This window comes from Vibrio sp. 10N.247.311.13, from assembly GCF_041467595.1.
GTDB lineage: Bacteria > Pseudomonadota > Gammaproteobacteria > Enterobacterales > Vibrionaceae > Vibrio > Vibrio crassostreae_C.
The window spans coordinates 20,982-47,503 of the sequence record NZ_JBFSUX010000032.1 but is presented as its reverse complement, the minus strand read 5'-3'; the positions used below and the strand labels follow the sequence as shown (position 1 = coordinate 47,503).

Here is a 26,522-nt window from a genome sequence, read left to right as displayed (position 1 = left end):
GCTTGTACGGTGGTGTGAGAGGACGGAGGCCGTGAGGCCTCCTCCTACTCGATTGGTTGAGGTTTAGTTTGCCAGTGAGCTATTTGTATTTGGTCAGCTTACGGTATTCGGTAAAAGTTGCGTGTTAAATGGTGTTAACCGTTTCGCAAGCAGAGCTTGGTGCCATCGAACTTCAATTTTGCCAACAAGTGTTTAGCGTTAGCTCGACCAATATCATCAAATTCCACACCGTATCGAGCGTAGTGTGTCGATTTCTGTAGATTGCAGACGATGCCTCGCAATGGCGGAATCAGTGGTCCGTTGTAGTTCTCAGGGGTTATCTCAATAGACACGCGATCGGCAATCTGAATCGCACGAGAGGTTGGTGAGGTAACGAAACGACAACCACTTTTCGATAAGTCTCTTATCTCACAGTTTGCTCGCTGGTCGTTGAAGATGATTCTTGAAGCCAGATTCACTTCATAGCGTGTTTCTTTACGTAGCTGTGTCACTTGCATCGTGCTTGGTGTAGACAGCACTAGAATAGGGAAGGGTTCACCAATCTTATGGTGAATTTGGCTTCTAAAGTGGATAAGCGCGCCTTCACCTCGTAGAGAATACGCACGAGCGGTCATCCAAAAACCTTCTTGAAAGAAAAAGTTCAGATCTTCATTGGATACCTCGGGAACCTCAACCACAATACAGTTATCACTGTGCGTTCCGATAAACTTGGTGGTGGCGAGAAACTTCGTGCCAACGGGAGTCGAGACATTTAATGTCAGCTCACTGCCGTGCTCAATCATGGCCAGTGCATCAGTGCTATTGATAGTGGAAACGGTGCGATTACGAGGGTCTTGAAGTGCCTGATTATGCTCCAAAGGCTTCTTCAGGGGTGCGTTCATTATATGTTCTCCATGCGCCAACATGCGTCTGTTAGTTATATTGGTAACTTGCTAACAAGGGGTTATTACGTGCTAGATTTAGTGGACGTACTCACATAGATTTATAGAGTGCCTTTTATCATTGCTGATTTTATATTAAGCCGATTGCACTGAATTATTTGCTGTGTTTGTAAGTACTTAGTTTTATTTATATGCACTTGCGCTAGTCTATTACAAGGAACTCATACTTCAAACTTTTATTGTTTGTCGTATCAATTATTTGCAGGAGTTGAGAATGCAGGCAGTAAAATGGGATCAAGAAGTGAACCAGATCACGGTAGAGTTAGAACCCAACCAGTTCGCGGTCGTTAAGTATCAAAAGGACGGAGATGTACTACATATCACGTCGACACGCATTCCTGATGAACTGCAAGGCAAGGGCTTTGGGAAGGTGATGATGGAGTCGGTATTGCCTGAAATTGAACAAGCGGGCTTCAAAATTGTGCCGGTTTGTAGCTATGTGGTTCACTACATGAATAGGCAGCCACAGTGGTCACACCTTCTATCCGATAAAGCATAACAACGAGTAATATGTCTCAATCAATATCGTCGAATAATCGAGCTCAACCTGAAGCGGGTTCAAGTCAAAATCAGCCAGAGCTTTATCAACAAGAGTTTTATCAAAATGAGCTTTATCAAAAAATAGCGACCTCGCTGGGTTGTCATGAAGGGTTTGATGTCCAAGTGATTCAACGCCTATGGGGTGGATATGGCGAGTTAGTTCGCTTAGTCTTTTCTCAAGAAAGCAGTGCGGAACTCAAGAGTGTGATTGTTAAACATGTCGCGTTGCCAGATAAAGCTGAACACCCAAAGGGTTGGAATACCAAACTCTCTCACCAACGAAAGGTACACTCTTACCAAGTGGAAACAGCTTGGTATCAGTCATTCACCCAACAATGGGACGAGCGCTGCCCTGTACCTGTTGGGCTGCAATGTGAACTAGAAGAGAATGAGTGGCTGATAGTGATGCAAGACTTAGCGGATATAGGTTTTCCGTTAACCTCTCAGTTTGATGTACTTGCAGCTTCTGACTATCAGGTATCTAGTTACACACGAGAAGAGCAAAAACAACGTAATGCTTGCCTTAAATGGCTCGCTAACTTTCACGTAAAGCACATCAATATCAATCAAGAGCAGTTGTCATCATTGTGGCAAGTCGGTACTTATTGGCATCTAGATACACGTCCTGATGAGCTCAATGCCTTGGCTGATTTACCATTGAAGAACCAAGCCAAGCACATCGACCGTTTACTAAAAGAATCTCCATATCAAACCTTGGTACATGGCGATGCCAAGCTCGCCAATTTTTGTTTTGATTCTGAAAGCGAGCGAGCAGCTGCGGTCGATTTCCAATATGTGGGTTACGGCTGTGCGATGAAAGACGTCGCCTTGTTCATGAGCAGCGCGATTAGGCCACAAGATTGCGCAGAGCTTGAATCAGAAGTACTAGATGCTTACTTCCACTACTTGAAAGAGGCATTGGCGTACTATCAGCCACACCTTTCATTTGATGAGGTAGAAGCAGCATGGCGGCCAATGTTTTACGTGGCGTGGGCCGATTTCCAACGTTTCGTAAAAGGCTGGAGCCCAGAGCATTGGAAGATTAACCCTTATACTGAGCAGTTGACCTTACGAGTGCTCACTCAATTAGACGAACAGGAGTCCGTCAATGTTCGATAGAACCGCGAGCTGGAAAACGCCGCAAAACTTTTTATTACTGATTTCGATTGTTGTACCGATCGCGTTTTCGAGCTGGATGGCTTTACTTAATAACTTCGTGATTGAGAAGGCGAACTTTGATGGTGCGGATATTGGCTTGCTGCAAAGTGTGCGTGAGATCCCGGGTTTCTTAGCATTTACCGTAGTGTTTGTGTTGGCATTCATTCGTGAGCAACGCTTCATGTTGATATCGCTGGCGATGCTCACTGTAGGCACGGCGATAACCGGTTTATTCCCTTCACTCACTGGATTGTTGCTGACTACGGTTTTGATGTCGACGGGTTTTCACTATTTTGAAACGCTGAAGCAGTCTCTGTCACTGCAATGGTTGAGTAAAGAAGAAGCGCCCGAGATGCTGGGTAAAATGATCTCCGTTGGCGCGTTGGCATCCTTAATCACTTACGGATCTATCTGGGTGATGCTAGAACAGCTGAAGCTCGACTTTGCTTGGGTGTACGGCATTACTGGCGGCATTGGTTTTATTCTGGTTTTGGTGATGACCTTTGGCTTCCCTGAGTTTCAGACCAAAACGCCACAGAATAAGAAGTTGGTGCTGCGAAAGCGTTACTGGCTCTACTACGCGCTAACGTTTATGAGCGGTGCGAGAAGACAAATCTTCACTGTGTTTGCAGGCTTCTTGATGGTAGAGAAGTTTGGTTACTCGGCTGCCGACGTCACATTGTTGTTCTTGGTTAATTACCTATTTAACTTCTTGTTTGCGAAGCGCATTGGTCGATTTATCGGTGTGGTTGGCGAGCGTAAAGCGTTGATCTTCGAGTATGTTGGCTTGATTGGTGTGTTTGTCGGTTATGGTTTGGTGCAAAGTGCGGAATGGGCGGCGGCACTTTACGTGATCGATCACCTGTTCTTTGCATTGGCGCTGGCGATCAAAACTTACTTCCAGAAAATCGCAGACCCGGCAGACATGGCATCAACTGCTGGTGTCTCTTTCACCATCAATCATATTGCAGCGGTCGTTATTCCAGTGGTGTTTGGTGTGATTTGGTTGTCTTCTCCTGCAACGGTTTTCTATATTGGTGCAGTGATGGCCGTGGTTTCTCTAGCGCTATCTTTAAACATTCCGAAGAAACCTGAAGAGGGCAACGAAGTGCGAATGTTTAGCTGGCGTTAATGTTGGTCTCGATATTATGAAATAAGCAAAAAGCTCCAATAGTGATATTGGAGCTTTTTGTTTATGTGGGATATGTATATCTAATCCGCAAAATAGGTTTCACGCGGATCAGTTTCTTACGGTTTTTAATTCGGTACGCAGCTTGAAGATTCCCTTTGGTGCTTTGGTCAGTAAGATGCCGCAAAGTAGAGGAATCATCATTACAAGTGACTGTTCAGATAGAACCTCACCATTGATGTAGCAAGAGATCAGCAGCGCAACCACTGGGAAGATTAGGAAGCAGATAGACGCTTGGAAAGGGGGCGAAACCTGACCTAATTTAAAGTAAGCCACAATGCCGCCAACACTCGCCACAAAGCCTAGGTAAACCACAGCAAAGATTGAGTCCCAAGTGAAAGATTCAATATTCACGTTTTCACCTATAGCTGATACAGCAAATAAGAATAGAGCTGCAATTAAGCTTGGTACGGCGTTGTAGGTCAGTACTTCAATACCTTTGCAGTGCTTTTGAACCAGCACATACATCACTGCGTGAATCGCAACAGCAAGGCCTAAGCAAACCGTGCCAATTAGGTAGTCATCGCCACCCATCTGCATTTCATTACCAAGGATTAGACATAGGCTCACAACAGCAGCGATCAACCCGAATATCTGGTGCTTCGCTAGTCGTAGACCTAAGAATAAGCCAGACATCAACATCACAGCCACAGGCATGTTGGCGAAGATGATCGACGCTAAACCTGAAGAGATGTATTGCTCGCCATAGATCATCAACGTAAACGGAATCGCGAAATACATCAACGCAACAATAAGCAGCCATTGGCGCTTACCTTTAGGGAACAGCAGTGGTTGGTTGAAGACTTTCGCCAATACTGCAAGCAGAGGTGCTGCAAGTAAAAAGCGCAACGCAGTAGCAAAAATAGGTGGGATAGAATGCAATGCTACTTCCATAGCGAACCAAGTGGTTCCCCAAATTAAGCAAACAGAGACAAAAAGCAAAATAGTTAGCGACTTCGAATTCATGGTGACTACTCATTAATAATTATTTTAAATCATAGGCTTGTAGCGCCTTAATGACGTGGCACAGTATAGAAAGGTAGTCGGAGAAAAGTTTTGTCTTTTTATCTCTAATTTGAGTTTTTTGTGGAAATTAAATTTCTAGTATGATTATTTTATAGAAAATAAATTCGCTTTAGATAGTTAAAGTAAAGTCATTGTTCTTTGTGAGGGGTTGGTGGGAGATAGAAGGTTGAAATTGAGGCCGAAGTGAGAAGATTATTTAAGGTGATTGTTTTATTCTTGATTGGTACTAAAGACTTAGTACGAGGCAAAAAGCCCCTTTATTGAATCAGACTATAAAGGGGTGAGAGCTACCACACGAAACGGTAAACTAAAAACGTAGGTTGAAGCCTAACTCGACGATGCCATCAGAACGGGTACGGTCACTTGGACTAACGCGCTTTTGACCGAATGTATATTTCACATACGGTTCCACCCATTTGGGCTTTAGGGTAAAAGTAACGTCTTGGCTGTTGTAATAGCCTTTTGAACCCGTTAATTGACGATCATGGCTGAATGAATAAGAAAAGTTCATAAACTGTGTGGGAGAGTAACTGGTACCAACCGTGTTCTTCCATTCCCTATCTGTCATATCTATGAGGGATAAAGAAACATCGCGCCATTCATGCGATGTGTTCGCAAATACGATAATATTGTTCGTGATTGCAGTACCACCAAATAAGCCTATATCGTAGATATCGATCAGGTCTGCTCGGCCATAACTCACGAAAGCTTCAGTGTAAAAGTTACCCAACATCAAGCCGTAACCCGTCCCTATTTCTAGGTAACCTTCCGAGTCAATTTCTGCACTGATGTTGATTTCTTCAGTTGCTTGAATGACACCAGAGACTGTACCTATCCAGCTGTCTCCGGCTTTGGCTGTTTGAAAACTTAAACTTGGCTCGTGGTAGCTTAATGTTTGTAATTGATGGTCGTTTGCATATATGGCAAAGGGCATCAATAAAGTGATCAATAGTCGTTTCATCGTGTTCTCAACTCTCAAATAAAAAGGAGCCGCTAATAAGCGGCTCCTTTGCTTTTATCTTTATTATTTTTTATTAGCTACGACTAGCGCGGTCTTTTACTGCTTGTTTAATTTGCTGACGTTGCTCTTGAGAAAGAGATTGAATTTTTTGTTTCAGCTCTGCTTTTGTAACATCTTGGTTGTCACGGTCTATGTTGGAGCCATCAAATTTATTATTGATAACTGAACCGCCAACTTCAATGTACCGGATAGAATCGTCTTGGTTACGAACGATTGCTACTTGGTGCCAGTTATTATTATTGTTGTTAGTAATATTTAAAACAGTCAGATACTTACTATCGGTTTCGACTCGGATTTCGTAGGTATCTTTTAGTTTATCTTGGATCTTGTTTACGATACCTTCAATGTTACTACCGTCGAACTTGTGATTGAATATTGTCCCACCAATTTCAACATAAAGCAGATTACCGTCTACATCGCGACGCACAACAACTTGATGCCAGTTCCCATTTTCGTCATTCTTAATGTCGTAAGCAGTTAGGATCTTTGTATCGATAATTACTTCTGTGGTGAAGATGTCACCTAATTTATCTTTAAAGCCAGGTAGCTCGTTATTGGGGATTCCTTCGATAGGGTTTGATGGTGTAGCGTCTTCTATAGGATTAGATGGCTCTACATAAATCGGGTTTGAAGGTGTAACAGGAAGTCCATAGTCAGGATCGATAGGACCATGTACATCAGAAGCTATTAAGCGCCCGTCTTCTACACTGATTACAAATGTACCACCGTGTGTACCTACAAAGATTAGCTCACCATTTTTACTTTGAACATCACCAACTTTTTGTCCTTCTGCATCACTTACAATGTTATTTTCTACTGTGTACGCTTGTCCGTTAATTAGAACGTAACTTTTTCCGTCAGCGCCACGTACAATTAACGAATTATGTTCACCTTCATCGCCATTGATACGAGCAACTTCTACGTTTTCGCCTTGGAAATATGTAACATCTGCAATACCGTCTTGTGGATCAATACCGCCACCGTTGTCACTTGAACCAGAAGAAGAACAACCAGCTAGGAAAGAGGCTGCGATAAGGGTACTTAATAGTTTTAGTTTCATTGTTTACTCTCAAATATTGTATAGGAACAAGGTTTGCTTCTTGCAGTGTTATGTGGCGTTCCTAGCCGATGAGAGAAGTATATGGACTGAATAAAAAAGCCTCTAATTCCTTAAAAGAATAGAGGCCTTAACGATTAGTTATTAATGAAACAGAGTAAAGAGGGTGATAACTACTGGTTATTATTGAGAAGGTTATCCAATATCTTCTTAAGCCATAGAGTTGTAGGACTGTTACGATGTTTGTGGTGAAAGTATGCACACACGATAGGGTTGATATCCTTGTTGTCAAATAAGATGTCGATGGCCCGTAAGGAGGTTTTCTTCTCTATGCCTAAAAATTTCGAGGCAGGGAACATCATGTCGGAGTTTTGTACTACATCAATAACCGCTGATGGCAGCTCTGAACGGAAGCCTATTCTTGCTTCTAGTCCTTTGATTTTCATTATTTTTTCTGCAAGTGTTTGATGAGAGTTCCAATCTATCGCAATAATTGTAGCTAGCTCAAACTTAACGCCATCTTTGATTTCAATAAAATCTTTCTGATAAGGATGGCCTTCTCTCAAGTAACCTTTAAAACTGTCTTGGGCTATCGGTTGTTGTAAGAGCTCCTTGGGGGCGTGGTTAATTTCATAATTGAAACCAATCAGCACCTCATCATTAATGATGTCAGCCATCGTTGTTTTAGACCAGCTTAATAGCTGAACTTGAACATGCGGAGCTTGAGAGCGAATTGCTTTGAATAACTTACTTGATAGTGAGCTAAGGAGGAAAGGAGATAACGCTAACTTGAGGGGCCCGCGTAGTTCACTAGGGTTGAATTCATTACTATTATTGAGTGCTGAAGAAAGATCATCCAAGATTGGTGAAATGCTTTCCGCTAACATTGTCGCGTGATCAGTCGCGCGCAAGCCATGGTGTGTTTTTACAAACAGTTCATCGTCAAAATGGTCACGCAGCCTTTGTAGGGCTTTACTGACCGCTGGTTGAGATACAAAGAGACGTTCAGCTGCTTTTCGCATGTTTCGTTCTTGATGCAAGATGATAAAAGTGCGAAGAAGATTTAAGTCTAAGTTGGAGAAGAGATCTTTTGCCATATCGAACGCCTGAATTGATGATTGAATTCATAATAAGGTGTGCGTCGTTAGAGAACAAATAGATATATTATATAGATGTGAAGTCGGTAAAATAAAACCCGCACTTGGCGGGTTTTTGTGTAGGTCGTTACTATATGTAAATTCTATTGCGTAACAGGCTTAACTTGTTTGGTTTGTCTTACCGCAAGGATAAGTTGTGGTAGCAGTGACATCACTATCATGCCGGTCATTAGTGAGTATTGTACTGCAGTGAATGATTCACCCATCAACACCATACCGGTCACGATGCCAGCTACTGGGTTTGCGATGCCACCGAAGGTGAAATCAACCACCGACATACGCTGTAGCAACCACACATACATGCCGTAACCCAGCGCTGTGTTTAGCCCAATAACCCATACGAGTCCCATAGCATTACGAGTATCGAAATGAGTGACAGCGTTAATATAAGGCTGCGGATCGATGAATGCATGAACGCCAGACGCGACAGACAAAATCGTACCGCCCAGAATCAGTTGCCATGTTAATACCTTCCACCAGTGCATGCGGTTACCCAGTGACTTGGTAATGCTGCTGCCGATGACAATACACATTATTGCGGCAAACATTGCGCCTAAACCGATTGGGTTCAGAGCAATTTGGCTTGGGTTAAACAGTATCCACGCTAAGGTGATCAAGCCAATACCCGAAAGGGCTTGAATCAGATGCGGGCGCTGCTTTTTCACTACCCAATGGAAGATCATCGCGAACACAGGCACAGAGATCATACCCACGCCAGAAATCGCTGAAGGCAGCGTTAGTGCCATCACGAAGATCAGGCCAAAGAAGGTCGCAATATTGATAAGACCCAATGTGAAAATGATCTGCCACTCGCCGTTTTTAGGCAGTGTCGGCTTTACTGCTAGCAATAACAAACCAGCAGGTAACGCACGCAAAGCACCTAATAATAATGGTGGCCACTCCTGTAGCGTAAATTGCGTCACTGCATAGGTTGTTCCCCAAAAGAACGCGGGGATCATTGCTAATAATATGTTCATTTAAAATATCTTTACGTTAAGATAACTATTGTGTGAACTGTATACTGAGAACTAGTGGTTGTAAAGTATCTTTATGTTAAACTAGTTTGAAGTAAACAAGACTAATCACGGAGCTAGATTGCAAATGGATGCTATCGACCGCGTTGTAGAGCAATGGGCAAAGGAAAAGCCCGAATTAGAAACTGAGCCTATGGCAATGATGGGCCGGATTATGCGTATTGCCAAGTATATGGAGACGCAAGTTGCCGAGCTTCATAAAAAATACGACATGAAGCTGGGTGAGTTTGATGTGCTGGCGACGTTGCGACGTTCTGGAAAGCCTTACCGACTGACTCCGTCAGAATTGATCGGCTCGATGATGCTGACATCAGGCGCGATGACCAATCGCCTTGATAAGCTAGAAGCGAAAGGGCTGATCAGTCGTGAGCACAGTAAAGAAGACAGACGCAGCGTGAGTGTTCAGTTAACAAAAGATGGTCTTATTCTTATTGACCAAATGATGACTGAGCATGTTGAAACGCAGAAGAAGCTTGTGAAATCTCTGTCTGCGAGCCAGAAGAAAAATACTAACCAGCTGCTGAAAACATGGTTGAGTGCGTACGAGTAGTTTTTCTGATCTTCCTTTAGATTCAATAAAAAACCGAAGCTTAATCGCTTCGGTTTTTTTGTGCTTGTTTAAGAACTTCAAGTACAGCGAATTCGCGAGTTAAGCTTGCAGCATCTCGTCACTGAACAGTTCTGCACAACCAATGCCGTTGATGGCGCAACTTTCGTCGATGTCTGAGATGTCACCGCTGACCCCAATCGCACCAAGTACCGTTTTATCCTTATCTCGAATCAGTAGGCCCCCTGGCACTGGCACCATGTTTCCGTGTGCGAGTACGTTTACGGCGGAGATAAATGCTGGTCGATTATCAGCATCTTGGGCGAGTTTTCTAGAGGAACAACCCAGTGCGAGTGCTCCCCACGCTTTAGCAATCGCGATGTCTGGTCGCATCATGCTAGAGCCGTCTTGACGTTGCAGAGAAATCAGCTTGCCACCGCTGTCTAAGACGGCGACCGTCAAAGGTTCTGTGTGGATCTTGTTTCCTGCTTGTAAGGTGCCATCAATGATGGTTAACGCTTGTTGTAGAGTCAAACTTCCCATGTTATCTCCTAGTTTTTCAAGGGGCTGTGTACCAAGCTAAGTCAGCCAATCATTACTCTTGTTGTGAATATCATCGACTGATTCATCTCGGTACAAGAGTCCTAACTGGACTCTTGTAACAGCCCATAGCTGGGTAAAGTTAGGAAGGCGGCGAACTCTTCGGCTGTAGAAAGTTGATAGAAAAGATCAGCTGTCTCTTCAAATCGACCTGCTGAATAGCGCGAGTCTCCGACTTCATGTTTTATCGTGTCTAACTCCTGGTAAAGCCAAGAGTGGAACAGTTGTTTGGTAAAGGTTTGGCCGTCATCAAGCGTGACGCCGTGGTGGATCCATTGCCAAATATTGGCTCTCGAGATCTCAGCGGTCGCCGCATCTTCCATAAGGCCGTAGATAGGTACACAGCCGTAGCCTTGAATCCAAGCTTCGATGTAATAAAGCGCGATGCGTATATTCTTACGCACACCCGCTTCGTCGCGGCTGCCTTCGCAAGGTTTTAGTAACGAATCTGCATTGATCACATGCTCTGGGCTTTGGAAATCCATTTGGTTTACTTTGCCATCAAGGTGCTTATCGAATATCGACATCGCTAAATCAACCAGTGCAGGGTGCGCGACCCAAGTGCCATCGTGTCCGTTCTGAGATTCTCTCTGTTTGTCTTCAATTACTTTGGCAGTCACACGCGCCATTTCTTGCGGATCTTTTGCTGGAATAAAGGCCGACATACCACCCATCGCCAGTGCACCGCGAGCATGACAAGTGCGCACCAACAATTGGCTATAGGCGTTGAGGAATTCTTGATCCATGCCGATCCCGTGACGATCTGGCAGGATGCGGTCTTTATGGTTCTTCAGCGTTTTGATGTAGCTGAAGATGTAATCCCAGCGACCGCAGTTCATCGCTACGATATGATCGCGCATTGCATACAAGATCTCTTCCATCTGGAACACGGCTGGTAGCGTTTCGATCAAAACCGTCGCACGAATGGTGCCTTTGGGTACGTGGAAATAGTTTTCGGTGAAGCTGAAAATATCGTCCCACCATTGTGCTTCTTCCATGCTCTCAAGCTTGGGAATGTAGTAGTAAACCCCTAAGCCTTGTTTTGCACGTGACTGATAGTTATGGAAAAAGTACAAAGCGAAGTCCATCAAGCAACCGCCGATAGGCTGATTGTTGAATTGGATGGATTGCTCAGGAAGGTGGATCCCTCGTGGGCGTGCGATCAGCAGTGCAGGATCGTCGTTTAATTGGTAACGCTTCTGCTTCTTCTCATCGAAGTAGCTAATGGTGCCAAGGTTGGCGTCTCTTAGGTTGATTTGCCCTTCGACCATATTGGCCCAAGTCGGGGAAGACGCATCTTCAAAACAACACATGAAGACTTTCGCGCCTGAGTTTAGCGCGTTGATCACCATTTTTCTTTCGATAGGGCCGGTGATCTCTACGCGGCGATCCAGTAGCTCTGGTGGCGGTGTTGCTACCTTCCACTCTTTATTCTGACGAATGGAGATGGTGTCCTTTCTGAAATTGGGTAACTCGCCGTTGTCATATTGAGCTTGTTTTATGTCGCGGTCATTTAGCAGGGTATGACGGCGATCTCCAAACTTATTAACAAGGGCTTCTAAGAACTTTAATGCATCTTTAGACAAGATCTCTTTGTACTCGGAGTTGTCCATATTCCCGAGTACCTGCATACACTGTACTTCTTCTCTCTCTTTTACGTCATTCATCATTGTTGTCTCCTTTGAACAATACGATGTAACTTTGTATACAAAATGCTCTTTTTAAGGATATTTATATTGTAGAAATTGTAAACAAGCAAACGGTATTTAACATTTATTTATCATTTAATCTTTTTGTAATTTATTTTTACGTAAAGATATTTTATGTAAAGCAATGAATTGTAAGCTTTTCAGGATGAGTGCGTACTTAATGTGATGGGTTGATGTAACAAAATTGTTTCATTCTGGGGTTGATAAATAGCTAGGATGGTTCATAGTACACAAAAGTTAGTTTAATTGTATACAATCTGAACTGGAGGTTCGAATGGCAATTATGAAAGCGATTGAAGCAGCGGTAGAAGTGCTTAAACGTGAAGGTGTAGACATCGCATTTGGTGTTCCCGGCGCAGCAATAAACCCTATGTATGCGGCTATGAAAAAGCTCGGAGGAATCGACCACGTCTTAGCTCGTCACGTAGAGGGTGCATCCCATATGGCCGAAGGGTACACGCGTACTAATCAAGGCAATATAGGTGTGTGTATTGGTACCTCTGGCCCTGCGGGAACGGACATGATCACGGGTCTTTATTCTGCGTCTGCAGATTCGATCCCAATTATATGTATCACAGGCCAAGCGCCACGAGCACGTCTTCATAAAGAAGATTTCCAAGCGGTCGACATTGAATCGATCGCTAAACCAGTCACTAAATGGGCAACCACGGTGCTGGAACCTGCACAAGTGCCACGGGCATTCCAAAAAGCCTTTCATTTGATGCGTTCGGGTCGTCCGGGGCCAATCCTGATAGATCTACCGATTGATGTTCAGTTGGCTGAGATTGAGTTTGATATCGATACCTATGAACCGCTAGAACCTTACAAACCGCAAGCAACTCGCGCGCAGGTTGAGAAAGCATTAACCATGATGTCTCAATCAGAAAAACCGCTGATTGTATCGGGTGGTGGCGTGATTAACGCTGGCGCGTCCGAATTGCTACAACAGTTCGCCGAAATCACCGGTGTGCCAGTGATCCCAACCTTGATGGGCTGGGGCTCTATCCCAGATGACCATGACTTAATGGCGGGTATGGTGGGGCTACAGACTTCTCACCGTTACGGTAACGAAACCATGCTCAACTCTGATTTCGTGTTTGGTGTCGGTAACCGTTGGGCCAACCGTCATACCGGCTCTGTCGATGTTTACACCGAAGGTCGTAAGTTTGTTCACGTTGATATTGAACCAACCCAAATCGGCCGCGTGTTCTGTCCGGATTTAGGCATAGTCTCTGATGCGAAAGCTGCGCTAGAGCTAATGGTTGAAGTGGCGCAAGAGTGGCGTGACGCTGGCAAGCTGCCGAACCGAAATGCTTGGGCAAGTGAGTGTCAGGAACGCAAATCGACCATGCTGCGTAAAACCAATTTCGATGAAGCGCCAATGAAGCCTATGCGTGTTTATGAAGAGATGAACAAGGCATTTGGTCGTGACACTTGTTATGTGAGCACCATTGGTTTGTCGCAAATCGCTGCCGCTCAGTTCCTGCATGTTTATAAGCCGCGTAACTGGATCAACTGTGGTCAAGCTGGACCATTGGGTTGGACAACACCAGCCGCATTGGGTGTACGAGCGGCCGATCCAGATCGCGATATTGTTGCTATCTCTGGTGATTATGATTTCCAATTTATGATCGAAGAACTGGCAGTAGGTGCTCAATTCAACCTGCCATACATTCATGTGTTGGTGAACAACTCGTATCTAGGTTTGATTCGCCAAGCACAGCGTCAATTTGATATCGATTATTGTGTACAACTGGCGTTTGATAACCAGAATGCGCCAGAGCTTGAAGGCTACGGTGTTGACCATGTCGCGGTTGTTGAAGGTTTAGGCTGTAAGGCGATTCGAGCTCGTGAACCAGAGCAAATTGCCGCTGCGTTTGAACAAGCCAAAGAGTTGATGAATAAGCATAAAGTACCGGTTGTTGTTGAGCTGATTCTTGAGCGAGTGACCAATATTGCGATGGGCGTAGAGATCAACGCGATCAACGAATTTGAGCCACTTGCCGAAAGCCGCGGCGATGCTCCAACGGCGCTGGCGTACAAGTAATCATTAAGTAATGTGTATCCGTAGAGTTGAGGTTTAGCTCTACGGAAAGTCTCCAATAGAGCGAGGCTTTACTACAAGTAACCAGATTTTTACAGATAAAGAATAAGGACAGAGTCATGGCAAAATTTGCAGCAAACTTGTCAATGTTATTCACGGAAGTTGATTTTATGGATCGCTTTGAAGCTGCCGCAGAAGCGGGCTTTCAAGGTGTGGAATATCTTTTCCCTTACGCCTTTGATGCTCAGGCACTCAAAGCAAAGCTCGACGCTAATAACCTAGAGCAAGTGCTATTCAATTTGCCCGCGGGTGATTGGGACGCTGGCGACCGTGGTATCGCGGTCGACCCAGCACGAGTTGAAGAGTTTCAAGCGGGTGTACCTAAAGCCATCGCTTACGCAAAAGCGCTCGGTTGTACTCAAGTGAATTGCTTAGCCGGGATTGTCCCGCAAGGTGTGACCCAACAAGACGCGCAATCGGCTTTTGTGATTAACCTGCATTACGCGGCGAACGCGCTAGCAGCAGAAGGCATTAGCTTAGTGATTGAAGCGATCAATACCCGTGATATTCCGGGCTTCTTCTTGAACACGACTGAGCAAGCCAAAGCGATCATCAAAGAGGTAGGGAGCGATAACCTTTCTATCCAATACGATATTTATCACATGCAAATTATGGAAGGCGATCTTACGCCGACCATGCAACAAAACATTGGCCAAATCGCACACGTGCAACTGGCGGATAATCCAGGCCGACACGAACCGGGTACCGGAGAAATCAATTACCCATTCGTGCTCAATTATCTTGATGAGCTTGGCTATCAAGGCTGGGTTGGCTGCGAATACAAACCTAAAACGACAACGACAGAAGGCCTTGGTTGGTTGCACCAGTACCGTTAATTACGTCTGGTAACCCTCAAACGTTAAGGAGAACAACATGTCTAAAATTGCATTTATCGGAACTGGCATCATGGGTAAACCTATGGCGAGTAACCTTCAAAAAGCAGGTCACGATTTGATTCTGTCGGATCACTTTAATGCAGCACCTGCCGATCTTGTGGCAGCGGGCGCAACGGTCTGTCATTCACCAGCGGAAGCGGCTGAAGCAGCAGATATCATTATCTTAATGGTGCCGAATACACCTCAAGTAGAAGACGTCCTGTTTGGTGACAGTGGCGTCGAGCAAGGCCTCACCGCAGGTGGCGCTGCTGGAAAACTGGTTATCGATATGAGTTCAATCTCGCCAATCGCGACCAAAGCAATTGCAGCGCGAATCAATGAAGGTGGTGCTTCATACCTTGATGCACCGGTATCAGGTGGCGAAGTAGGCGCTATTAATGCAGCGCTGACTATCATGGTTGGTGGTGAGCAAGACGCCTTTGACAAAGCACGTCCGCTATTTGAAATCATGGGTAAGAATATTACGCTGGTGGGCGACAACGGTGCGGGTCAAACCTGTAAGGTGGCGAACCAGATCATTGTTGCTCTGAATATCGAAGCCGTGTCTGAGGCGTTAGTCTTTGCTTCGAAAGCAGGCGCTGATCCAGCGCGAGTACGTCAGGCTTTATTAGGTGGCTTTGCTAACTCTAAGATATTGGAAGTGCACGGTGAGCGTATGGTTGAAGGCACATTCGACCCTGGCTTTAGAATCTCACTTCACCAAAAAGACTTAAATCTTGCGCTAACGGGCGCACAGGAGCTAGGGGTTGCGCTACCGAACACGGCAAATGCACAAGAGCTGTTTGGCGAGTGTGCCGAAATGGGCGGTGAAGGTTGGGACCACTCTGCGCTTATTCAAGCGATTGAGAAACGTTCTGATCACTCGATTCGTTAATCTAGTTAACGGTTTGTTCGTTTAGTGGTTAGTCAATCAACCGATTATCCGTTAATTAATTAGGGCTGCTATCGATTCGTAGCCCAACAGTTTCAAACAGTTTGTTTATAAATCGCGTAGTTTCGTCTCCTTTTATACGCGTTCCTGATACGAGGCAGAGGTTGAAGTTGTTCCTTTCCAACTTGATCTTAGCAGGCACCCTTTGGCCTTGTATCGGGGTTCTTTTTTTCTCCGTCAACTAAGGAGTGGCTGATGGACATTGATGCTAAGCAGTTTCTACAAACCCTTTTCTCAAGTGCTGTTAATCAGGCGCTAGCTAAAAATCACATCGAACCTTTTCTTCCTCAAGACATTTTTTATCGCTCTGCTAATCAAGCCGGGCGTACTGTCGTTATAGGAGCAGGTAAAGCAGCCGCGTCGATGGCCGCCGAGCTGGAAGCGGTTTGGCAGGCAAAGAAACAACAAGACCTTGCACTGCGTGACCTTGAAGGCTTGGTGGTGACTCGTTATGAGCACACCGCCCCTTGCGAACATATCGAAGTGATTGAAGCTGCGCACCCCGTGCCAGATGCGATGGGCTTAGAAGTGAGCCAACGTATGCTGCAATTGGTGAGTGGCTTGAGCGCTGACGACACGGTTATTTGCCTACTGTCAGGCGGTGGTTCTGCTTTGCTAAGTCTGCCCGGTGGCGACATCAGCTTGGCAGAGAAGCAACAAATCAATAAAGCGTTGCTTAAATCAGGCGCCGCCATTGATGAGATGAACTGTGTTCGCAAACATCTATCTTCGATAAAAGGCGGTCGACTTGCTAAAGCGGCGTATCCTGCAAGGGTTGTGTCACTGGCGATTTCTGATGTGCCGGGCGATGACATTAGTGTGATTGCATCGGGCCCAACCGTACCCGACACCACCACGCGTTTTGATGCGATGGCCATTTTAGAACGTTATCAAATAGAAACACCATGCTCGGCATTTGAATGGCTAAATAATCCAGAGTCAGAGACGGTTAAACCAGATGACGTATGTTGGAAGAACGCGGAGCACCATATTATCGCGACACCAATGTCGGCATTGGAATCCGCTGCTGCAGAAGCTGAAGGCTTGGGTATTCCCGCTTATGTGTTGAGTGATTGCATAGAGGGAGAAGCGCGAGATGTCGCGAAGGTGCATGCTGCGCTAGCCAAACAAGTGGCTAATAACAAGCACCCATTTGAGACGCCTTGCGTGATACTTTCCGGCGGGGAAACCACGGTAACCGTTAAAGGGAATGGTCGCGGTGGGCGTAACTGTGAGTTCTTGTTGAGCTTGTATAACGAGCTTAAAGGCCAAGACAACATATTTGCATTGGCTGCTGATACCGACGGGATTGATGGTGTTGAAGACAATGCGGGAGCATGGATCGCGCCTCAAACATGGCAACTAGGTTCGAGCCTGTCGCTTAAAGCGCAAGACTATCTCGATGCCAACAACAGCTACGATTTTTTCAAGCAAGTCGATGTGCTTCTAACCACGGGGCCAACGCTGACCAATGTGAATGACTTCCGCGCGATATTGATTCTTTAACTTGAACAGTTCAAAAACACGGTATGGAATGGTCGCTTCTTAACAAATAGAGCGGCCATTTTATTGTTATCAATGCGGTGACCTTGAGTTCTGAGATTATCTTCTGGACTAATGAAGCACGTTGATTACTATGATTTTAGTAACGAGCTGTAAAGGATGCAATATGTCTAGGATCAGACAAAAGAATCAAGATTTAATCATCGAAGTCGCGTGTGAACAATTCGCCACTCATGGTTATGCCGCAACAAAAATGGCTGATATCGCAAAAGCGGCCGACATTCCCAAACCCAACGTCTTCTACTATTTCAGCTCAAAAGATAAGCTCTACAACGCTGTGCTTGAAACCGTCACTCAGCCTTTACTAGAAGCGTCTCGTCCGATTGAAGAGTTGAGCGATCCTGTTGAAGCCTTGTCTCAATATATTCAAACCAAGCTGATCATTTCTCGCGACCATCCACATGCTTCTAAGGTATTTGCCAATGAAGTGATGTCTGGCGCTAAAGTATTGCCGAAAGAGATTGGTGACGAGCTGTATAAGCAATCCCAGATGATTCTTGATAAGTTCTCGACATGGTCGGCGCAGGGCCTAATGGACGATGTTCCCGCTCATCACCTGATGTTTACCATCTGGGCGGCAACTCAAACCTACGCCGATTTTGGCTGGCAGATTTGCAGCGTGATGCAGAAAGAACAGCTCGATGATAAAGACTATGCCGATGCCGCTGAGTTCATCACTCAGCTAGTGATTAAAGGCTGTGGTGTGAAAGGGAGCACTTGAAAGCTGGAGAGTCTTGCTGAGAGTTGCTTTAAGCTTGCTCTTCAGGAAATTGAAATGCCTTATCGTAGAATAAGGCATTTTTTACGCTTGTATTTTAGCTGTATGAGGCTTAGCCAACTAACAAGAAGAAGAGAGCTGTTGCGACAATACCTATCAATGCGTAGGGGAATTGAGTGGTTGCGTGTTGCATTGAGGTACACCCGGAACCTTGAGCTGACAATACCGTTGAGTCACTAAAGAAACATGAGTGACTGCCCGCTGCTGATGCCGAAAGCAGAGCCGCAATAGTTAAATGTAGAGGTACGCCAAGTTGTTCGCCTAGAGGCAATACGATTGGCATAGCAACTGCAAAAGTTCCCCAAGAAGATGCGGTAGCAAACACCAATGCACCGGTGATCATAAAGATAATTGCTGGGAAGTAAGACGCCGATAGATAAGGGCTTACTGTCTCGATGACATATTGTGTCACTCCTAGAGAATCATTCACAGACTTCAGCATGAATCCACCAATCACCGTTGCCAATGGCAGCAGCATAACTTTGATTCCGTCGTAGACAGCTTCAAACATATCATTCATTGAGATTAGACGTTGAACACCATAGAAGCAGATAGTAAAGATAATTGCGACAAATACGCCTGCTAATAGATCAATACCGAAGTACCAGCTTGCACCAACTAACACCACCATAGGCAATAGGAAGTTGATTAATCCCATCGTTGGGTTGGTGTGCGCTGTAATATCTGCGCCAAAGTCGATGTCTGTTGCACCGTCAGGACGTACTTGACCTTTCTTCGCTCGTTCCTCAGCCTGCTTCATTGCGCCTAAATCCGGCATCTTTTCTAACGCAACGAGAAGGACGATTATCAGCGTAACCCAGCCATAAGCCATGTATGGAATCGCTTCAATATATGCTTTGATACCCTCACCAGCTTCAGCCACTCCATTCGCTTCAAGCAGTGAGCTAAAGAAAATAGCCCATGTTGATATTGGCACCAGAATACAAATCGGCGCAGCGGTGGAATCGACTAGATAAGATAGTTTTTCACGGGAGATGTTGTATCCGTCAGTAATCTTCTTCATCGATGATGAGATAGCGATCGCGTTCAGATAGTCATCAATAAAGATCATGATGCCGAGGAAAAAGGTCATCAGCATAGATTGTTTACGGCTCTTAACCTTTGTGACCAACATATCTGAAAAGCTTAAAATACTGCCGCCTTTTTCGAGAATTGCGATTAATCCCCCCATCAGTCCGCAAACTAGAACGATCCATGCAATGGTTTCGTTCATCATTACATCCATCGATATGCCGACAATTTGCTCAACGGCTTGCGCAGGATTGAGTAGTAGTACACCAGCGATGGTACCACTAAAAAGCGCCTCTACGGTGCGGTGTGTAGTTAGGGCGAATACCAAAACAAGTGCGGTAGGGAGAAGGCTCATCCATCCATAGGCCTCTCCTTCTTGGTGGTTCAATCCAATTGATGTGAAGAAAATGAAAGTCGCGACAACCAATAGAGATACCATGATGTGTTGACTGTTGATCTTCAGCGGCGCGTCCAACGCCTTAGTTTGCGTAGTCATACGTGTAGTTCCTTTGTTTATGCTGAGTGCAACATCCAGTCGATTTCTAATGGAGTGATGGCGCGTTCAAACTCTGCCAGTTCACTTCGTTTACAAGCTAAATATAGATCGACAAACTCTTTGGAGATGTACGGGGTCAGCTCACTGCGTTCTAGCTGATCGAGAGCTTCAGACATACGCAGAGGTAAGTCTATTGCATCATCACTGAGGGAGTTAGGACATTGGTCTTTGGTATAGTTTTCACTCGCTAATACTGCGGATAGTACTACTGCAGCGAGAATGTAAGGGTTAACGTCAGCTCCCGCAATGCGGTGTTCAATTCGGCGATTGTTGCTGTCGCTGATAGGAACACGCAGTGCGACACCACGATGGTTCTCGCCCCAGTCTGCTTTCGTTGGCACGTAAGCTCCTGGAACAAAGCGGCGGTAAGAGTTAACGTTAGGGCAAATCAAGGCCATGGAATCGGATGTTTGAGCAAGCATCGCGGCCATGGTTTGATAAAAGAGATTACTGGGTTCACCATCTTGTTGGCTGAAGTGATTATTGTCGTTGGAATCCACCAAGCTAAGGTGGATGTGCATACCGTTACCAGCTTGCTCACTAAATGGCTTAGCCATGAAGGTAGCATCGAAATCATGTTGATTAGCAATTTGACGAATTAGGCGTTTGACGATGATGATTTCATCACACACTCGTAGTACATCTTTAGAGTGGTTGAAGTTAATTTCGAATTGTCCTGGGGCGGATTCAGATAGTGCCCCCGAAGTATTTAACCCTTGTTCTTGAGCGACTTTGTTAAGATCGGCCAAAAAGTCTGCGTAATCATCCAAACCATCTAAGTCATAGACTTCGGTATCTTTTTCTCGTGATTTTTTGTTTGGGTTGATGGCTGTTTGTAGTGCTCCCATCTCACCCCGCTTCCTGTCTATTAAGTAAAACTCTAGCTCTAAGGCAACACATGGATGTTGATCTTTGGTGTGTAACTTTTCGAGAATTTCACTGACGATATTACGAATAAAGAGCGGGTTTGGGGTGTGGGCTGACTCATCCATCATACTCAACATTATTTGGCCCACTTGCTCTTTAGCGGTAGGCATCAATGTATCCGCAATTGGGAAACACATGTTGTCTGGTTCTCCCAATTCTTCACCTAACCCTGCTGTTTCAACCACATTACCTTTGGTATCTAAAGTAATTGTCGAGAGGGGAAGAGCTACTCCTTTATGCAGCTTGTGTAGTGCACTTACTGGGATGCGCTTGCCTCTTGGTGTGGCATTGATGTCGGTAAAAATCAGATCAACAAACTCGATGTTGGGCCATTTTTGTCGAAAATTTTTAACTTCCTGTAGATACGATTCCATTGTGTTCTCCAACTAGCCTCTATTTGGTAAATTAAAAGTAATAAAAAAGAAACAAGTCAATTGTACTAATTAGACTAAAGTCTAGTTTTAAAGGTTATTTCCTTTTAATACATAAGCTTGCGTTGATTACTTTGAAATTTACAATTTTATTGAAAGATGTTTCTGTTAACTATTTTGTAACAGTTGATTGTGTTTTGCTCAATATAATGTCCAAAATTAGTCGTTTTTTTGACCAAAAAGGTGGGTTTGGTCACGCTTTGGTCATAATATCGAACATCGGTGTTGATAATTTTGTACATGATTTGTAGTGTAAGTGTTAAATAAATCGAGCACGGAAGTAACATGTCTAGAACAAGCAAACCCATTATTGGAATTGTTAGTTGCGCTAAAGAATTGGGTGGCTATCAAATACAGGCAGTGAATAATTTTTACCTCACGGCTGTGAAAGACTTTGGTGGATTGCCACTGATATTGGCTCCGGATATGGCAAGTGAAGACGTTGAGCGTCTTCTTAACATCTGCGACGGTTTTTTATTTCCGGGGAGTCACTCAAATGTGGCACCACATCATTACAACGGCACTCATGAAGAGTCTAAGAAAGATGAAGCTCGAGATGAGCTTTCCTTTACTTTGATTCGTCAAGCGATAGACAAAGACATTCCGTGTTTTGGTGTTTGCCGTGGATTTCAAGAGATGAATGTTGCTCTGGGAGGCTCACTGAACCCAGCAGTTCATGATTCAGGTTTCAACGACCATAGAGAGAGTGAGGTCGAAGACTTTGAGGAAAAGTACGCTCCATCACACGCGGTGTTGGTGCAAAAACAAAGTTTGTTTGAGAAATGGCTGACTGAAAATCATTGGGAAAACACTATCTTTTTTGAGGTTAATACTCTTCATAACCAAGGGGTTGACCAATTAGCTCCCCAACTGACTGTGGAAGCTAAAGCACCGGATGGTTTAGTGGAAGCGTTTAGTCTTCCAGGGCAAAAATTCTTTGTTGGCGTGCAGTGGCACCCAGAATGGAAAGCAAAAACGAATCATTTCTCTCAAATTTTGTTTAAAGAATTTATGATGGCGGCCTCTCTATAAGTTAGGAGCCACCTACATGGACAACCAAGAGATTGGTAAAAATATTGTTCGATTAAGAAAAGAACATGGATTGTCACAACGAGAATTAGCCGAACGAGCAGGTATTACACATAGCGCGATCTCTTCGATTGAGAATGCGAAGGTAAGCCCTTCAGTAAGTTCGTTGCAAAAAATAGTGAATGTTTTTTCTTTATCTCTTTCGGAGTTTTTCACACTTGAACAACCCAAAAGCGATGAAGTGAAGGTTGTCGTTGCACCTGAAGAGTTGGTTGAAATGGGCAGTGAGTCGGTTTCAATGAAATTGGTAACCAACGGCAGCAAAGAACAGGTAATTGGATTTTTGATTGAAGAGTATGCCCCCCACGGCACAACGGGTGCGGCGGAAATTAAACATGAAGGCGAAGAGATCGGCACTATTTTAGAGGGCGAAATCACTCTGGAATACAAAGAGCAATCTTTTGTCCTTAAACAAGGTGAATCGTACATTATTGATACGACGCAGCCGCACAAGTTCACAAATCACACAGACAAGGCTTGTCGAATGATAAGCGCGCATACGCCAACCACATTCTAAGTGGGCCTTGCCTTGTTGTGATAACAAGGAGAGCGTATGAAAACCCAAGAACAATGGATTGAACTGAGAAACAATCTAAACATCGAAAATCGTGCCTTTATTAATGGCGAATATAGCGCAGCTATCAGTGGAGAAACTCTAGATGTTGTTAACCCGGCTACCGACGAGACACTGACCCAGATAGCTCGTTGCCAAGAAGAAGATGTTGAGCTTGCGGTAACATGTGCTCGTCAAGCTTTCCTTTCTGGTGAATGGAGCAACAGCGCTCCGTCATATCGCAAAGCGGTACTCAGCCAATTTGCAACGCTGATTGACCAACATCGTGAAGAACTTGCGTTGCTGGAAACCCTAGATACGGGTAAGCCAATCAGCCATAGCTTTTCAACCGATATCCCTGGTGCTGCAAGTGCACTGCGTTGGTATGCAGAAGCCATCGATAAAGTGTATGGGGAAGTCGCGCCAACGGAACAAGATGTACACGCCTTTGTTTCTCATCAAGCTATCGGTGTTGTTGCAGCGGTAGTTCCATGGAACTTTCCATTATGGTTAGCTTGCTGGAAACTTGGCCCTGCATTAGCAGCAGGTAATAGCGTTATTCTTAAACCCTCTGAAAAATCTTCTCTCACTGCTATTTATATTGGTCAACTCGCCAATCAAGCAGGCTTACCACGTGGCGTTTTTCAAGTCGTTACAGGCTTTGGCCATGAAGCCGGTGATGCTTTAGCGAAACACCATGACGTCGACTGTATTGCATTTACGGGTTCCACTCGTATTGCTGGTCAATTAATGGTTCGTTCTGGTGAAACCAATCTTAAGCGTGTGTTTGCTGAGGCTGGTGGTAAGAATGCCAATATCGTATTTGAAGACTGCGAAGACCTCGATCGTGCAGCCGCAGAAACCGCTGGTGGTTGCTTCTATAACCAAGGCGAAGTCTGTGTCGCTGCAACTCGTTTATTAGTGCACGAAAGCATCAAAGATCGCTTTGTTGATAAAGTCATTTCTGCGGCTCAATCCTTTATGCCGAAAGACCCAATGGACACCTCATCTTCGATGGGAGCGCTCATCGATCAAGGTCACAAATCAAAAGTGCTTGAATATATAGAGCTTGGCCAAGCGGAAGGTGCAGTTCTTCGTTGCGGGGGTGATGTTGAAGGCAAAGGTGCATTTGTTGAGCCGACCATTCTTGATAACGTTGACAATAAAATGCGTGTCGCCCAGGAAGAGATCTTTGGTCCTGTACTTTGTGTTATCTCATTTAAAGATGAAGCTGAAGCCGTCGCAATCGCCAATGACTCAAAATACGGTTTAGGTGCGGCGCTTTGGAGCAATAACATTAACCGCGTACACCGTGTAGCTAAACAGCTTCAGGCAGGTTCTGTTTGGGTGAACAACTACAACGAAGGTGATATGACCGTCCCTTTTGGTGGGTTCAAAATGAGTGGTAACGGCCGTGATAAATCACTGCACGCCATCGAAAAATTCACAGAAACCAAAACCACTTGGATTCGCCTTCACCCTTAGCCTGCTGATGATTAATAAAGGAATATCACTATGAATAAGCATACGGATTCGTTTTACGCCCACTCTATCCCGAACATGCCAGAGTTCCCACAACTGCAAGACAACATTGAGTGTGATGTGTGTGTGGTTGGGGCTGGGTTTTCAGGTTTATCTTCGGCTCTTCATTTAGCCGAGAAAGGTTTTAAGGTAGTGGTACTAGAGAGTGCCAAAGTTGGTTTTGGAGCAACTGGTCGTAATGGTGGACAGATCGTCAATAGCTACAGCCGAGATGTTGATGTAATAGAAAGCCGTTACGACCAACCCCAGGCTAAAGCCCTGTGTGACATGATTTTCGAAGGCGGAGATGTCATTCGTGGCCTAATCGAAAAATACGATATTGAGTGTGACCACAAACGCGGTGGCCTATTTACCGCGCTAAACAAAAAGCAGTTAATAGGTTTAGAGCATCATAAGAAAAACTGGGAGCGATATGGTAATGACCAGCTCACCATGTTGGATGCTAGCCAAGTAGAAGAGGCGGTTGGTACTCAAGCTTACACCGGTGGCTTGCTTGATATGCGAGGTGGGCACATTCATCCGCTTAAACTCGCATTGGGGGAAGCCGCAGCATTTGTTTCTCTTGGTGGCCAAATTTTTGAACAATCAGCGGTAACGTCCATTGAAAAAGGTGCGAATCCTGTTGCAAGAACAGCGAGCGGTAGCGTGAAGAGTAAATACTTGGTGTTAGCTGGCAACGCCTACTTAGGTGGGTTGGCTCCGAATATCAGTAACAAAGCCATCCCATGTGGAACTCAAGTCGTGGCGACAGAGCCGCTTACCGATGAGCAACTAAAACAGGTTTTACCAAGTGACTACTGCGTTGAAGACTGTAATTACTTACTGGACTATTTCCGATTGAGTGCCGACAAACGCTTGTTGTTTGGGGGCGGGGTGGTTTATGGCGCTCGTGACCCTCAAGACATTGAGTCTCTGATTCGTCCTAAGTTAGAAGGTATTTTCCCTCAACTTAAAGGTATCAAGATTGATTACACATGGACTGGTAACTTCTTACTTACCTACTCACGTATGCCGCAGTTCGGCGCATTCGACGACAATATTTATTATTTGCAAGGCTACAGTGGTCATGGAGTTACCTGTACTCACTTGGCTGGCAAGTTATTGGCAGAAGCCTTAACAGGGCATGCCGAACGATTTGATGCCTTCGCACAACTCAAGCACTACGCCTTCCCTGGTGGACGTCACTTCCAAATACCATTCACAGCAGTTGGCGCAGCGTATTACAACCTAAGAGATAAACTGGCTATCTAACCGGACGATAAGGAACATCCAATGAGTAGAGTAGTAAAATTCGCGGCCCTGCAACTGACCAAAAGCTGGGATCTGGAAGATAACCTAAATAAAGCTAAGCAAGCGATTCGTGAAGCTGCGAGTAACGGTGCCAATGTGGTTTTGCCGCAGGAATTGTTCGCTGCTCCTTATTTTTGTAAGAAGCAAGAAGCTAAGTATTTTGAGTTGGCTGAGGAAGTAGACAATTGTCTGTTGATAACAGAGATGAGTGCATTGGCAAAAGAACTCGGGGTCGTGATTCCAGTTAGTTATTTTGAAAAAGCGGGCAATACCTTCTTTAACTCATTAGTGATGATTGATGCCGATGGCACTGTGCTAGATAACTACCGCAAATCACACATCCCGGATGGTCCGGGTTATAGCGAAAAATACTATTTTAGTCCTGGAGATACTGGTTTCAAAGTATGGCAAACCCAGTTTGGTAAGTTCGGCGCTGGTATTTGCTGGGATCAATGGTTTCCCGAGCTTGCTCGTAGCTTAGCGTTACATGGTGCAGAAGCCATTTTTTACCCAACCGCTATTGGCAGCGAACCACAAGATCCAACTTTAGATTCTCGTGATCACTGGCAACGCACTATGCAAGGCCATTCCGCTGCAAACTTGGTTCCTGTGATTGCGTCTAATCGCGTAGGCACAGAATGTGATGATGGCATTGAAACCACATTCTACGGTTCTTCTTTTATTACCGATCATACTGGTGGCAAGTTGGCAGAAGCGCCACGTGATGAGGAAGCTATCATTTACGCGGAGATTGATTTAGCCGCAACGGCTCAAGCGCGTCACTCGTGGGGGCTGTTCCGTGACCGCCGCCCAGATCTATATGGCTCTGTGGGCAAACTAGCAGTTTAAAG

General features: G+C 45.0%; 24 protein-coding genes. 14 read left to right on the top strand and 10 right to left on the bottom strand.

Going from position 1 to position 26,522, the window contains the following annotated elements:
• Positions 1-134: 134 nt before the first annotated feature.
• A complete protein-coding gene (locus AB6E52_RS14175; protein ID WP_017065025.1) occupies positions 135-881 on the bottom strand; it encodes a flagellar brake protein in 747 nt (248 codons plus the stop codon).
• A 274-nt stretch (positions 882-1,155) separates the two neighbouring features.
• On the opposite strand from AB6E52_RS14175, the gene AB6E52_RS14170 reads away from it, so the two are divergent.
• From AB6E52_RS14170 to AB6E52_RS14160, 3 genes are read left to right on the top strand one after another with little or no spacing between them, the layout of a single operon-like run.
• Complete coding sequence (locus tag AB6E52_RS14170) at positions 1,156-1,440, top strand: GNAT family N-acetyltransferase (protein ID WP_004732803.1); 285 nt, start codon at positions 1,156-1,158, stop codon at positions 1,438-1,440.
• A gap of 11 nt (positions 1,441-1,451) precedes the next feature.
• On the top strand, positions 1,452-2,600 hold the full coding sequence (locus AB6E52_RS14165) for a phosphotransferase (protein ID WP_102320831.1): 1,149 nt from the start codon (positions 1,452-1,454) through the stop codon (positions 2,598-2,600).
• A complete protein-coding gene (locus AB6E52_RS14160) occupies positions 2,590-3,771 on the top strand; it encodes an MFS transporter (protein WP_102320832.1) in 1,182 nt (393 codons plus the stop codon). Before AB6E52_RS14165 ends, AB6E52_RS14160 begins: the two co-directional genes overlap by 11 nt.
• 108 nt (positions 3,772-3,879) lie before the next feature.
• Here AB6E52_RS14160 and AB6E52_RS14155 read toward each other — a convergent pair whose 3' ends face one another.
• The 5 genes from AB6E52_RS14155 to AB6E52_RS14135 form a co-directional block, all read right to left on the bottom strand.
• On the bottom strand, positions 3,880-4,794 hold the full coding sequence (locus AB6E52_RS14155; RefSeq protein ID WP_102320833.1) for a DMT family transporter: 915 nt from the start codon (positions 4,792-4,794) through the stop codon (positions 3,880-3,882).
• Between the two features lie 367 nt (positions 4,795-5,161).
• Entirely contained in the window at positions 5,162-5,815 is a 654-nt protein-coding gene (locus tag AB6E52_RS14150; RefSeq protein WP_102320912.1) for a hypothetical protein, read from the bottom strand.
• Between the two features lie 73 nt (positions 5,816-5,888).
• Complete coding sequence (locus AB6E52_RS14145) at positions 5,889-6,935, bottom strand: hypothetical protein (RefSeq protein WP_241910595.1); 1,047 nt, start codon at positions 6,933-6,935, stop codon at positions 5,889-5,891.
• A 170-nt stretch (positions 6,936-7,105) separates the two neighbouring features.
• Complete coding sequence (locus tag AB6E52_RS14140; protein WP_017071978.1) at positions 7,106-8,029, bottom strand: LysR family transcriptional regulator; 924 nt, start codon at positions 8,027-8,029, stop codon at positions 7,106-7,108.
• A gap of 143 nt (positions 8,030-8,172) precedes the next feature.
• Positions 8,173-9,066, bottom strand: a complete 894-nt coding sequence (locus tag AB6E52_RS14135; protein ID WP_102320834.1) for a DMT family transporter — start codon at positions 9,064-9,066, stop codon at positions 8,173-8,175.
• Positions 9,067-9,190: 124 nt separating this feature from the next.
• Here AB6E52_RS14135 and AB6E52_RS14130 point away from each other — a divergent pair, with 124 nt between their 5' ends.
• Positions 9,191-9,673, top strand: a complete 483-nt coding sequence (locus tag AB6E52_RS14130) for a MarR family winged helix-turn-helix transcriptional regulator (protein WP_010432677.1) — start codon at positions 9,191-9,193, stop codon at positions 9,671-9,673.
• A gap of 99 nt (positions 9,674-9,772) precedes the next feature.
• Here AB6E52_RS14130 and AB6E52_RS14125 read toward each other — a convergent pair whose 3' ends face one another.
• Together AB6E52_RS14125 and aceB are read right to left on the bottom strand one after the other, a co-directional pair.
• On the bottom strand, positions 9,773-10,213 hold the full coding sequence (locus AB6E52_RS14125) for a heme-binding protein (protein ID WP_004732837.1): 441 nt from the start codon (positions 10,211-10,213) through the stop codon (positions 9,773-9,775).
• A 101-nt stretch (positions 10,214-10,314) separates the two neighbouring features.
• Complete coding sequence (gene aceB / locus AB6E52_RS14120; RefSeq protein WP_102320835.1) at positions 10,315-11,940, bottom strand: malate synthase A; 1,626 nt, start codon at positions 11,938-11,940, stop codon at positions 10,315-10,317.
• 313 nt (positions 11,941-12,253) lie between these two features.
• On the opposite strand from aceB, the gene gcl reads away from it, so the two are divergent.
• The 5 genes from gcl to AB6E52_RS14095 all read left to right on the top strand — a co-directional run bounded on the left by gcl (position 12,254) and on the right by AB6E52_RS14095 (position 18,194).
• Positions 12,254-14,026 (top strand): glyoxylate carboligase, encoded by a 1,773-nt coding sequence (gcl, locus tag AB6E52_RS14115; protein ID WP_102320836.1) that lies wholly within the window; start codon positions 12,254-12,256, stop codon positions 14,024-14,026.
• Between the two features lie 116 nt (positions 14,027-14,142).
• Positions 14,143-14,919, top strand: coding sequence for a hydroxypyruvate isomerase (hyi, locus tag AB6E52_RS14110; protein ID WP_102320837.1), 777 nt, complete (start codon positions 14,143-14,145; stop codon positions 14,917-14,919).
• 37 nt (positions 14,920-14,956) lie between these two features.
• On the top strand, positions 14,957-15,853 hold the full coding sequence (locus tag AB6E52_RS14105) for a 2-hydroxy-3-oxopropionate reductase (protein WP_102320838.1): 897 nt from the start codon (positions 14,957-14,959) through the stop codon (positions 15,851-15,853).
• 252 nt (positions 15,854-16,105) lie between these two features.
• Positions 16,106-17,416 (top strand): glycerate kinase, encoded by a 1,311-nt coding sequence (locus AB6E52_RS14100; protein WP_102320839.1) that lies wholly within the window; start codon positions 16,106-16,108, stop codon positions 17,414-17,416.
• Positions 17,417-17,579: 163 nt separating this feature from the next.
• Entirely contained in the window at positions 17,580-18,194 is a 615-nt protein-coding gene (locus AB6E52_RS14095; RefSeq protein ID WP_102320840.1) for a TetR/AcrR family transcriptional regulator, read from the top strand.
• A 109-nt stretch (positions 18,195-18,303) separates the two neighbouring features.
• On the opposite strand, the gene AB6E52_RS14090 is transcribed toward AB6E52_RS14095, so the two are convergent.
• Together AB6E52_RS14090 and AB6E52_RS14085 are read right to left on the bottom strand one after the other, a co-directional pair.
• On the bottom strand, positions 18,304-19,779 hold the full coding sequence (locus tag AB6E52_RS14090) for a Na+/H+ antiporter NhaC family protein (protein ID WP_017067343.1): 1,476 nt from the start codon (positions 19,777-19,779) through the stop codon (positions 18,304-18,306).
• Positions 19,780-19,796: 17 nt separating this feature from the next.
• Complete coding sequence (locus tag AB6E52_RS14085) at positions 19,797-21,140, bottom strand: glutamine synthetase family protein (protein ID WP_017065013.1); 1,344 nt, start codon at positions 21,138-21,140, stop codon at positions 19,797-19,799.
• 342 nt (positions 21,141-21,482) lie between these two features.
• On the opposite strand from AB6E52_RS14085, the gene AB6E52_RS14080 reads away from it, so the two are divergent.
• From AB6E52_RS14080 to aguB, 5 genes are read left to right on the top strand one after another with little or no spacing between them, the layout of a single operon-like run.
• A complete protein-coding gene (locus AB6E52_RS14080; protein WP_017065012.1) occupies positions 21,483-22,229 on the top strand; it encodes a gamma-glutamyl-gamma-aminobutyrate hydrolase family protein in 747 nt (248 codons plus the stop codon).
• A gap of 16 nt (positions 22,230-22,245) precedes the next feature.
• On the top strand, positions 22,246-22,803 hold the full coding sequence (puuR, locus tag AB6E52_RS14075) for an HTH-type transcriptional regulator PuuR (RefSeq protein ID WP_017065011.1): 558 nt from the start codon (positions 22,246-22,248) through the stop codon (positions 22,801-22,803).
• Positions 22,804-22,839: 36 nt separating this feature from the next.
• Positions 22,840-24,324, top strand: coding sequence for an aldehyde dehydrogenase (locus tag AB6E52_RS14070; protein ID WP_017065010.1), 1,485 nt, complete (start codon positions 22,840-22,842; stop codon positions 24,322-24,324).
• Positions 24,325-24,354: 30 nt separating this feature from the next.
• Positions 24,355-25,632, top strand: a complete 1,278-nt coding sequence (locus AB6E52_RS14065; protein ID WP_017065009.1) for an FAD-binding oxidoreductase — start codon at positions 24,355-24,357, stop codon at positions 25,630-25,632.
• Positions 25,633-25,653: 21 nt separating this feature from the next.
• Positions 25,654-26,520, top strand: coding sequence for an N-carbamoylputrescine amidase (gene aguB, locus AB6E52_RS14060; protein WP_017067340.1), 867 nt, complete (start codon positions 25,654-25,656; stop codon positions 26,518-26,520).
• Positions 26,521-26,522: the final 2 nt, after the last annotated feature.

Bases quoted from the DNA above. Each gene is read 5' to 3' on its own strand.
- AB6E52_RS14105 (WP_102320838.1), top strand. From the start codon at position 14,957: ATGTCTAAAATTGCATTTATCGGAACTGGCATCATGGGTAAACCTATG.
- AB6E52_RS14140 (WP_017071978.1), bottom strand. From the start codon at position 8,029: ATGGCAAAAGATCTCTTCTCCAACTTAGACTTAAATCTTCTTCGCACT.
- aguB (WP_017067340.1), top strand. From the start codon at position 25,654: ATGAGTAGAGTAGTAAAATTCGCGGCCCTGCAACTGACCAAAAGCTGG.
- AB6E52_RS14070 (WP_017065010.1), top strand. From the start codon at position 22,840: ATGAAAACCCAAGAACAATGGATTGAACTGAGAAACAATCTAAACATC.
- AB6E52_RS14145 (WP_241910595.1), bottom strand. From the start codon at position 6,935: ATGAAACTAAAACTATTAAGTACCCTTATCGCAGCCTCTTTCCTAGCT.
- AB6E52_RS14160 (WP_102320832.1), top strand. From the start codon at position 2,590: ATGTTCGATAGAACCGCGAGCTGGAAAACGCCGCAAAACTTTTTATTA.
- AB6E52_RS14155 (WP_102320833.1), bottom strand. From the start codon at position 4,794: ATGAATTCGAAGTCGCTAACTATTTTGCTTTTTGTCTCTGTTTGCTTA.
- AB6E52_RS14135 (WP_102320834.1), bottom strand. From the start codon at position 9,066: ATGAACATATTATTAGCAATGATCCCCGCGTTCTTTTGGGGAACAACC.
- hyi (WP_102320837.1), top strand. From the start codon at position 14,143: ATGGCAAAATTTGCAGCAAACTTGTCAATGTTATTCACGGAAGTTGAT.
- AB6E52_RS14100 (WP_102320839.1), top strand. From the start codon at position 16,106: ATGGACATTGATGCTAAGCAGTTTCTACAAACCCTTTTCTCAAGTGCT.
- AB6E52_RS14170 (WP_004732803.1), top strand. From the start codon at position 1,156: ATGCAGGCAGTAAAATGGGATCAAGAAGTGAACCAGATCACGGTAGAG.
- AB6E52_RS14150 (WP_102320912.1), bottom strand. From the start codon at position 5,815: ATGAAACGACTATTGATCACTTTATTGATGCCCTTTGCCATATATGCA.
- AB6E52_RS14165 (WP_102320831.1), top strand. From the start codon at position 1,452: ATGTCTCAATCAATATCGTCGAATAATCGAGCTCAACCTGAAGCGGGT.
- AB6E52_RS14175 (WP_017065025.1), bottom strand. From the start codon at position 881: ATGAACGCACCCCTGAAGAAGCCTTTGGAGCATAATCAGGCACTTCAA.
- AB6E52_RS14085 (WP_017065013.1), bottom strand. From the start codon at position 21,140: ATGGAATCGTATCTACAGGAAGTTAAAAATTTTCGACAAAAATGGCCC.
- puuR (WP_017065011.1), top strand. From the start codon at position 22,246: ATGGACAACCAAGAGATTGGTAAAAATATTGTTCGATTAAGAAAAGAA.
- gcl (WP_102320836.1), top strand. From the start codon at position 12,254: ATGGCAATTATGAAAGCGATTGAAGCAGCGGTAGAAGTGCTTAAACGT.
- AB6E52_RS14065 (WP_017065009.1), top strand. From the start codon at position 24,355: ATGAATAAGCATACGGATTCGTTTTACGCCCACTCTATCCCGAACATG.
- AB6E52_RS14130 (WP_010432677.1), top strand. From the start codon at position 9,191: ATGGATGCTATCGACCGCGTTGTAGAGCAATGGGCAAAGGAAAAGCCC.
- AB6E52_RS14095 (WP_102320840.1), top strand. From the start codon at position 17,580: ATGTCTAGGATCAGACAAAAGAATCAAGATTTAATCATCGAAGTCGCG.
- AB6E52_RS14125 (WP_004732837.1), bottom strand. From the start codon at position 10,213: ATGGGAAGTTTGACTCTACAACAAGCGTTAACCATCATTGATGGCACC.
- AB6E52_RS14080 (WP_017065012.1), top strand. From the start codon at position 21,483: ATGTCTAGAACAAGCAAACCCATTATTGGAATTGTTAGTTGCGCTAAA.
- aceB (WP_102320835.1), bottom strand. From the start codon at position 11,940: ATGATGAATGACGTAAAAGAGAGAGAAGAAGTACAGTGTATGCAGGTA.
- AB6E52_RS14090 (WP_017067343.1), bottom strand. From the start codon at position 19,779: ATGACTACGCAAACTAAGGCGTTGGACGCGCCGCTGAAGATCAACAGT.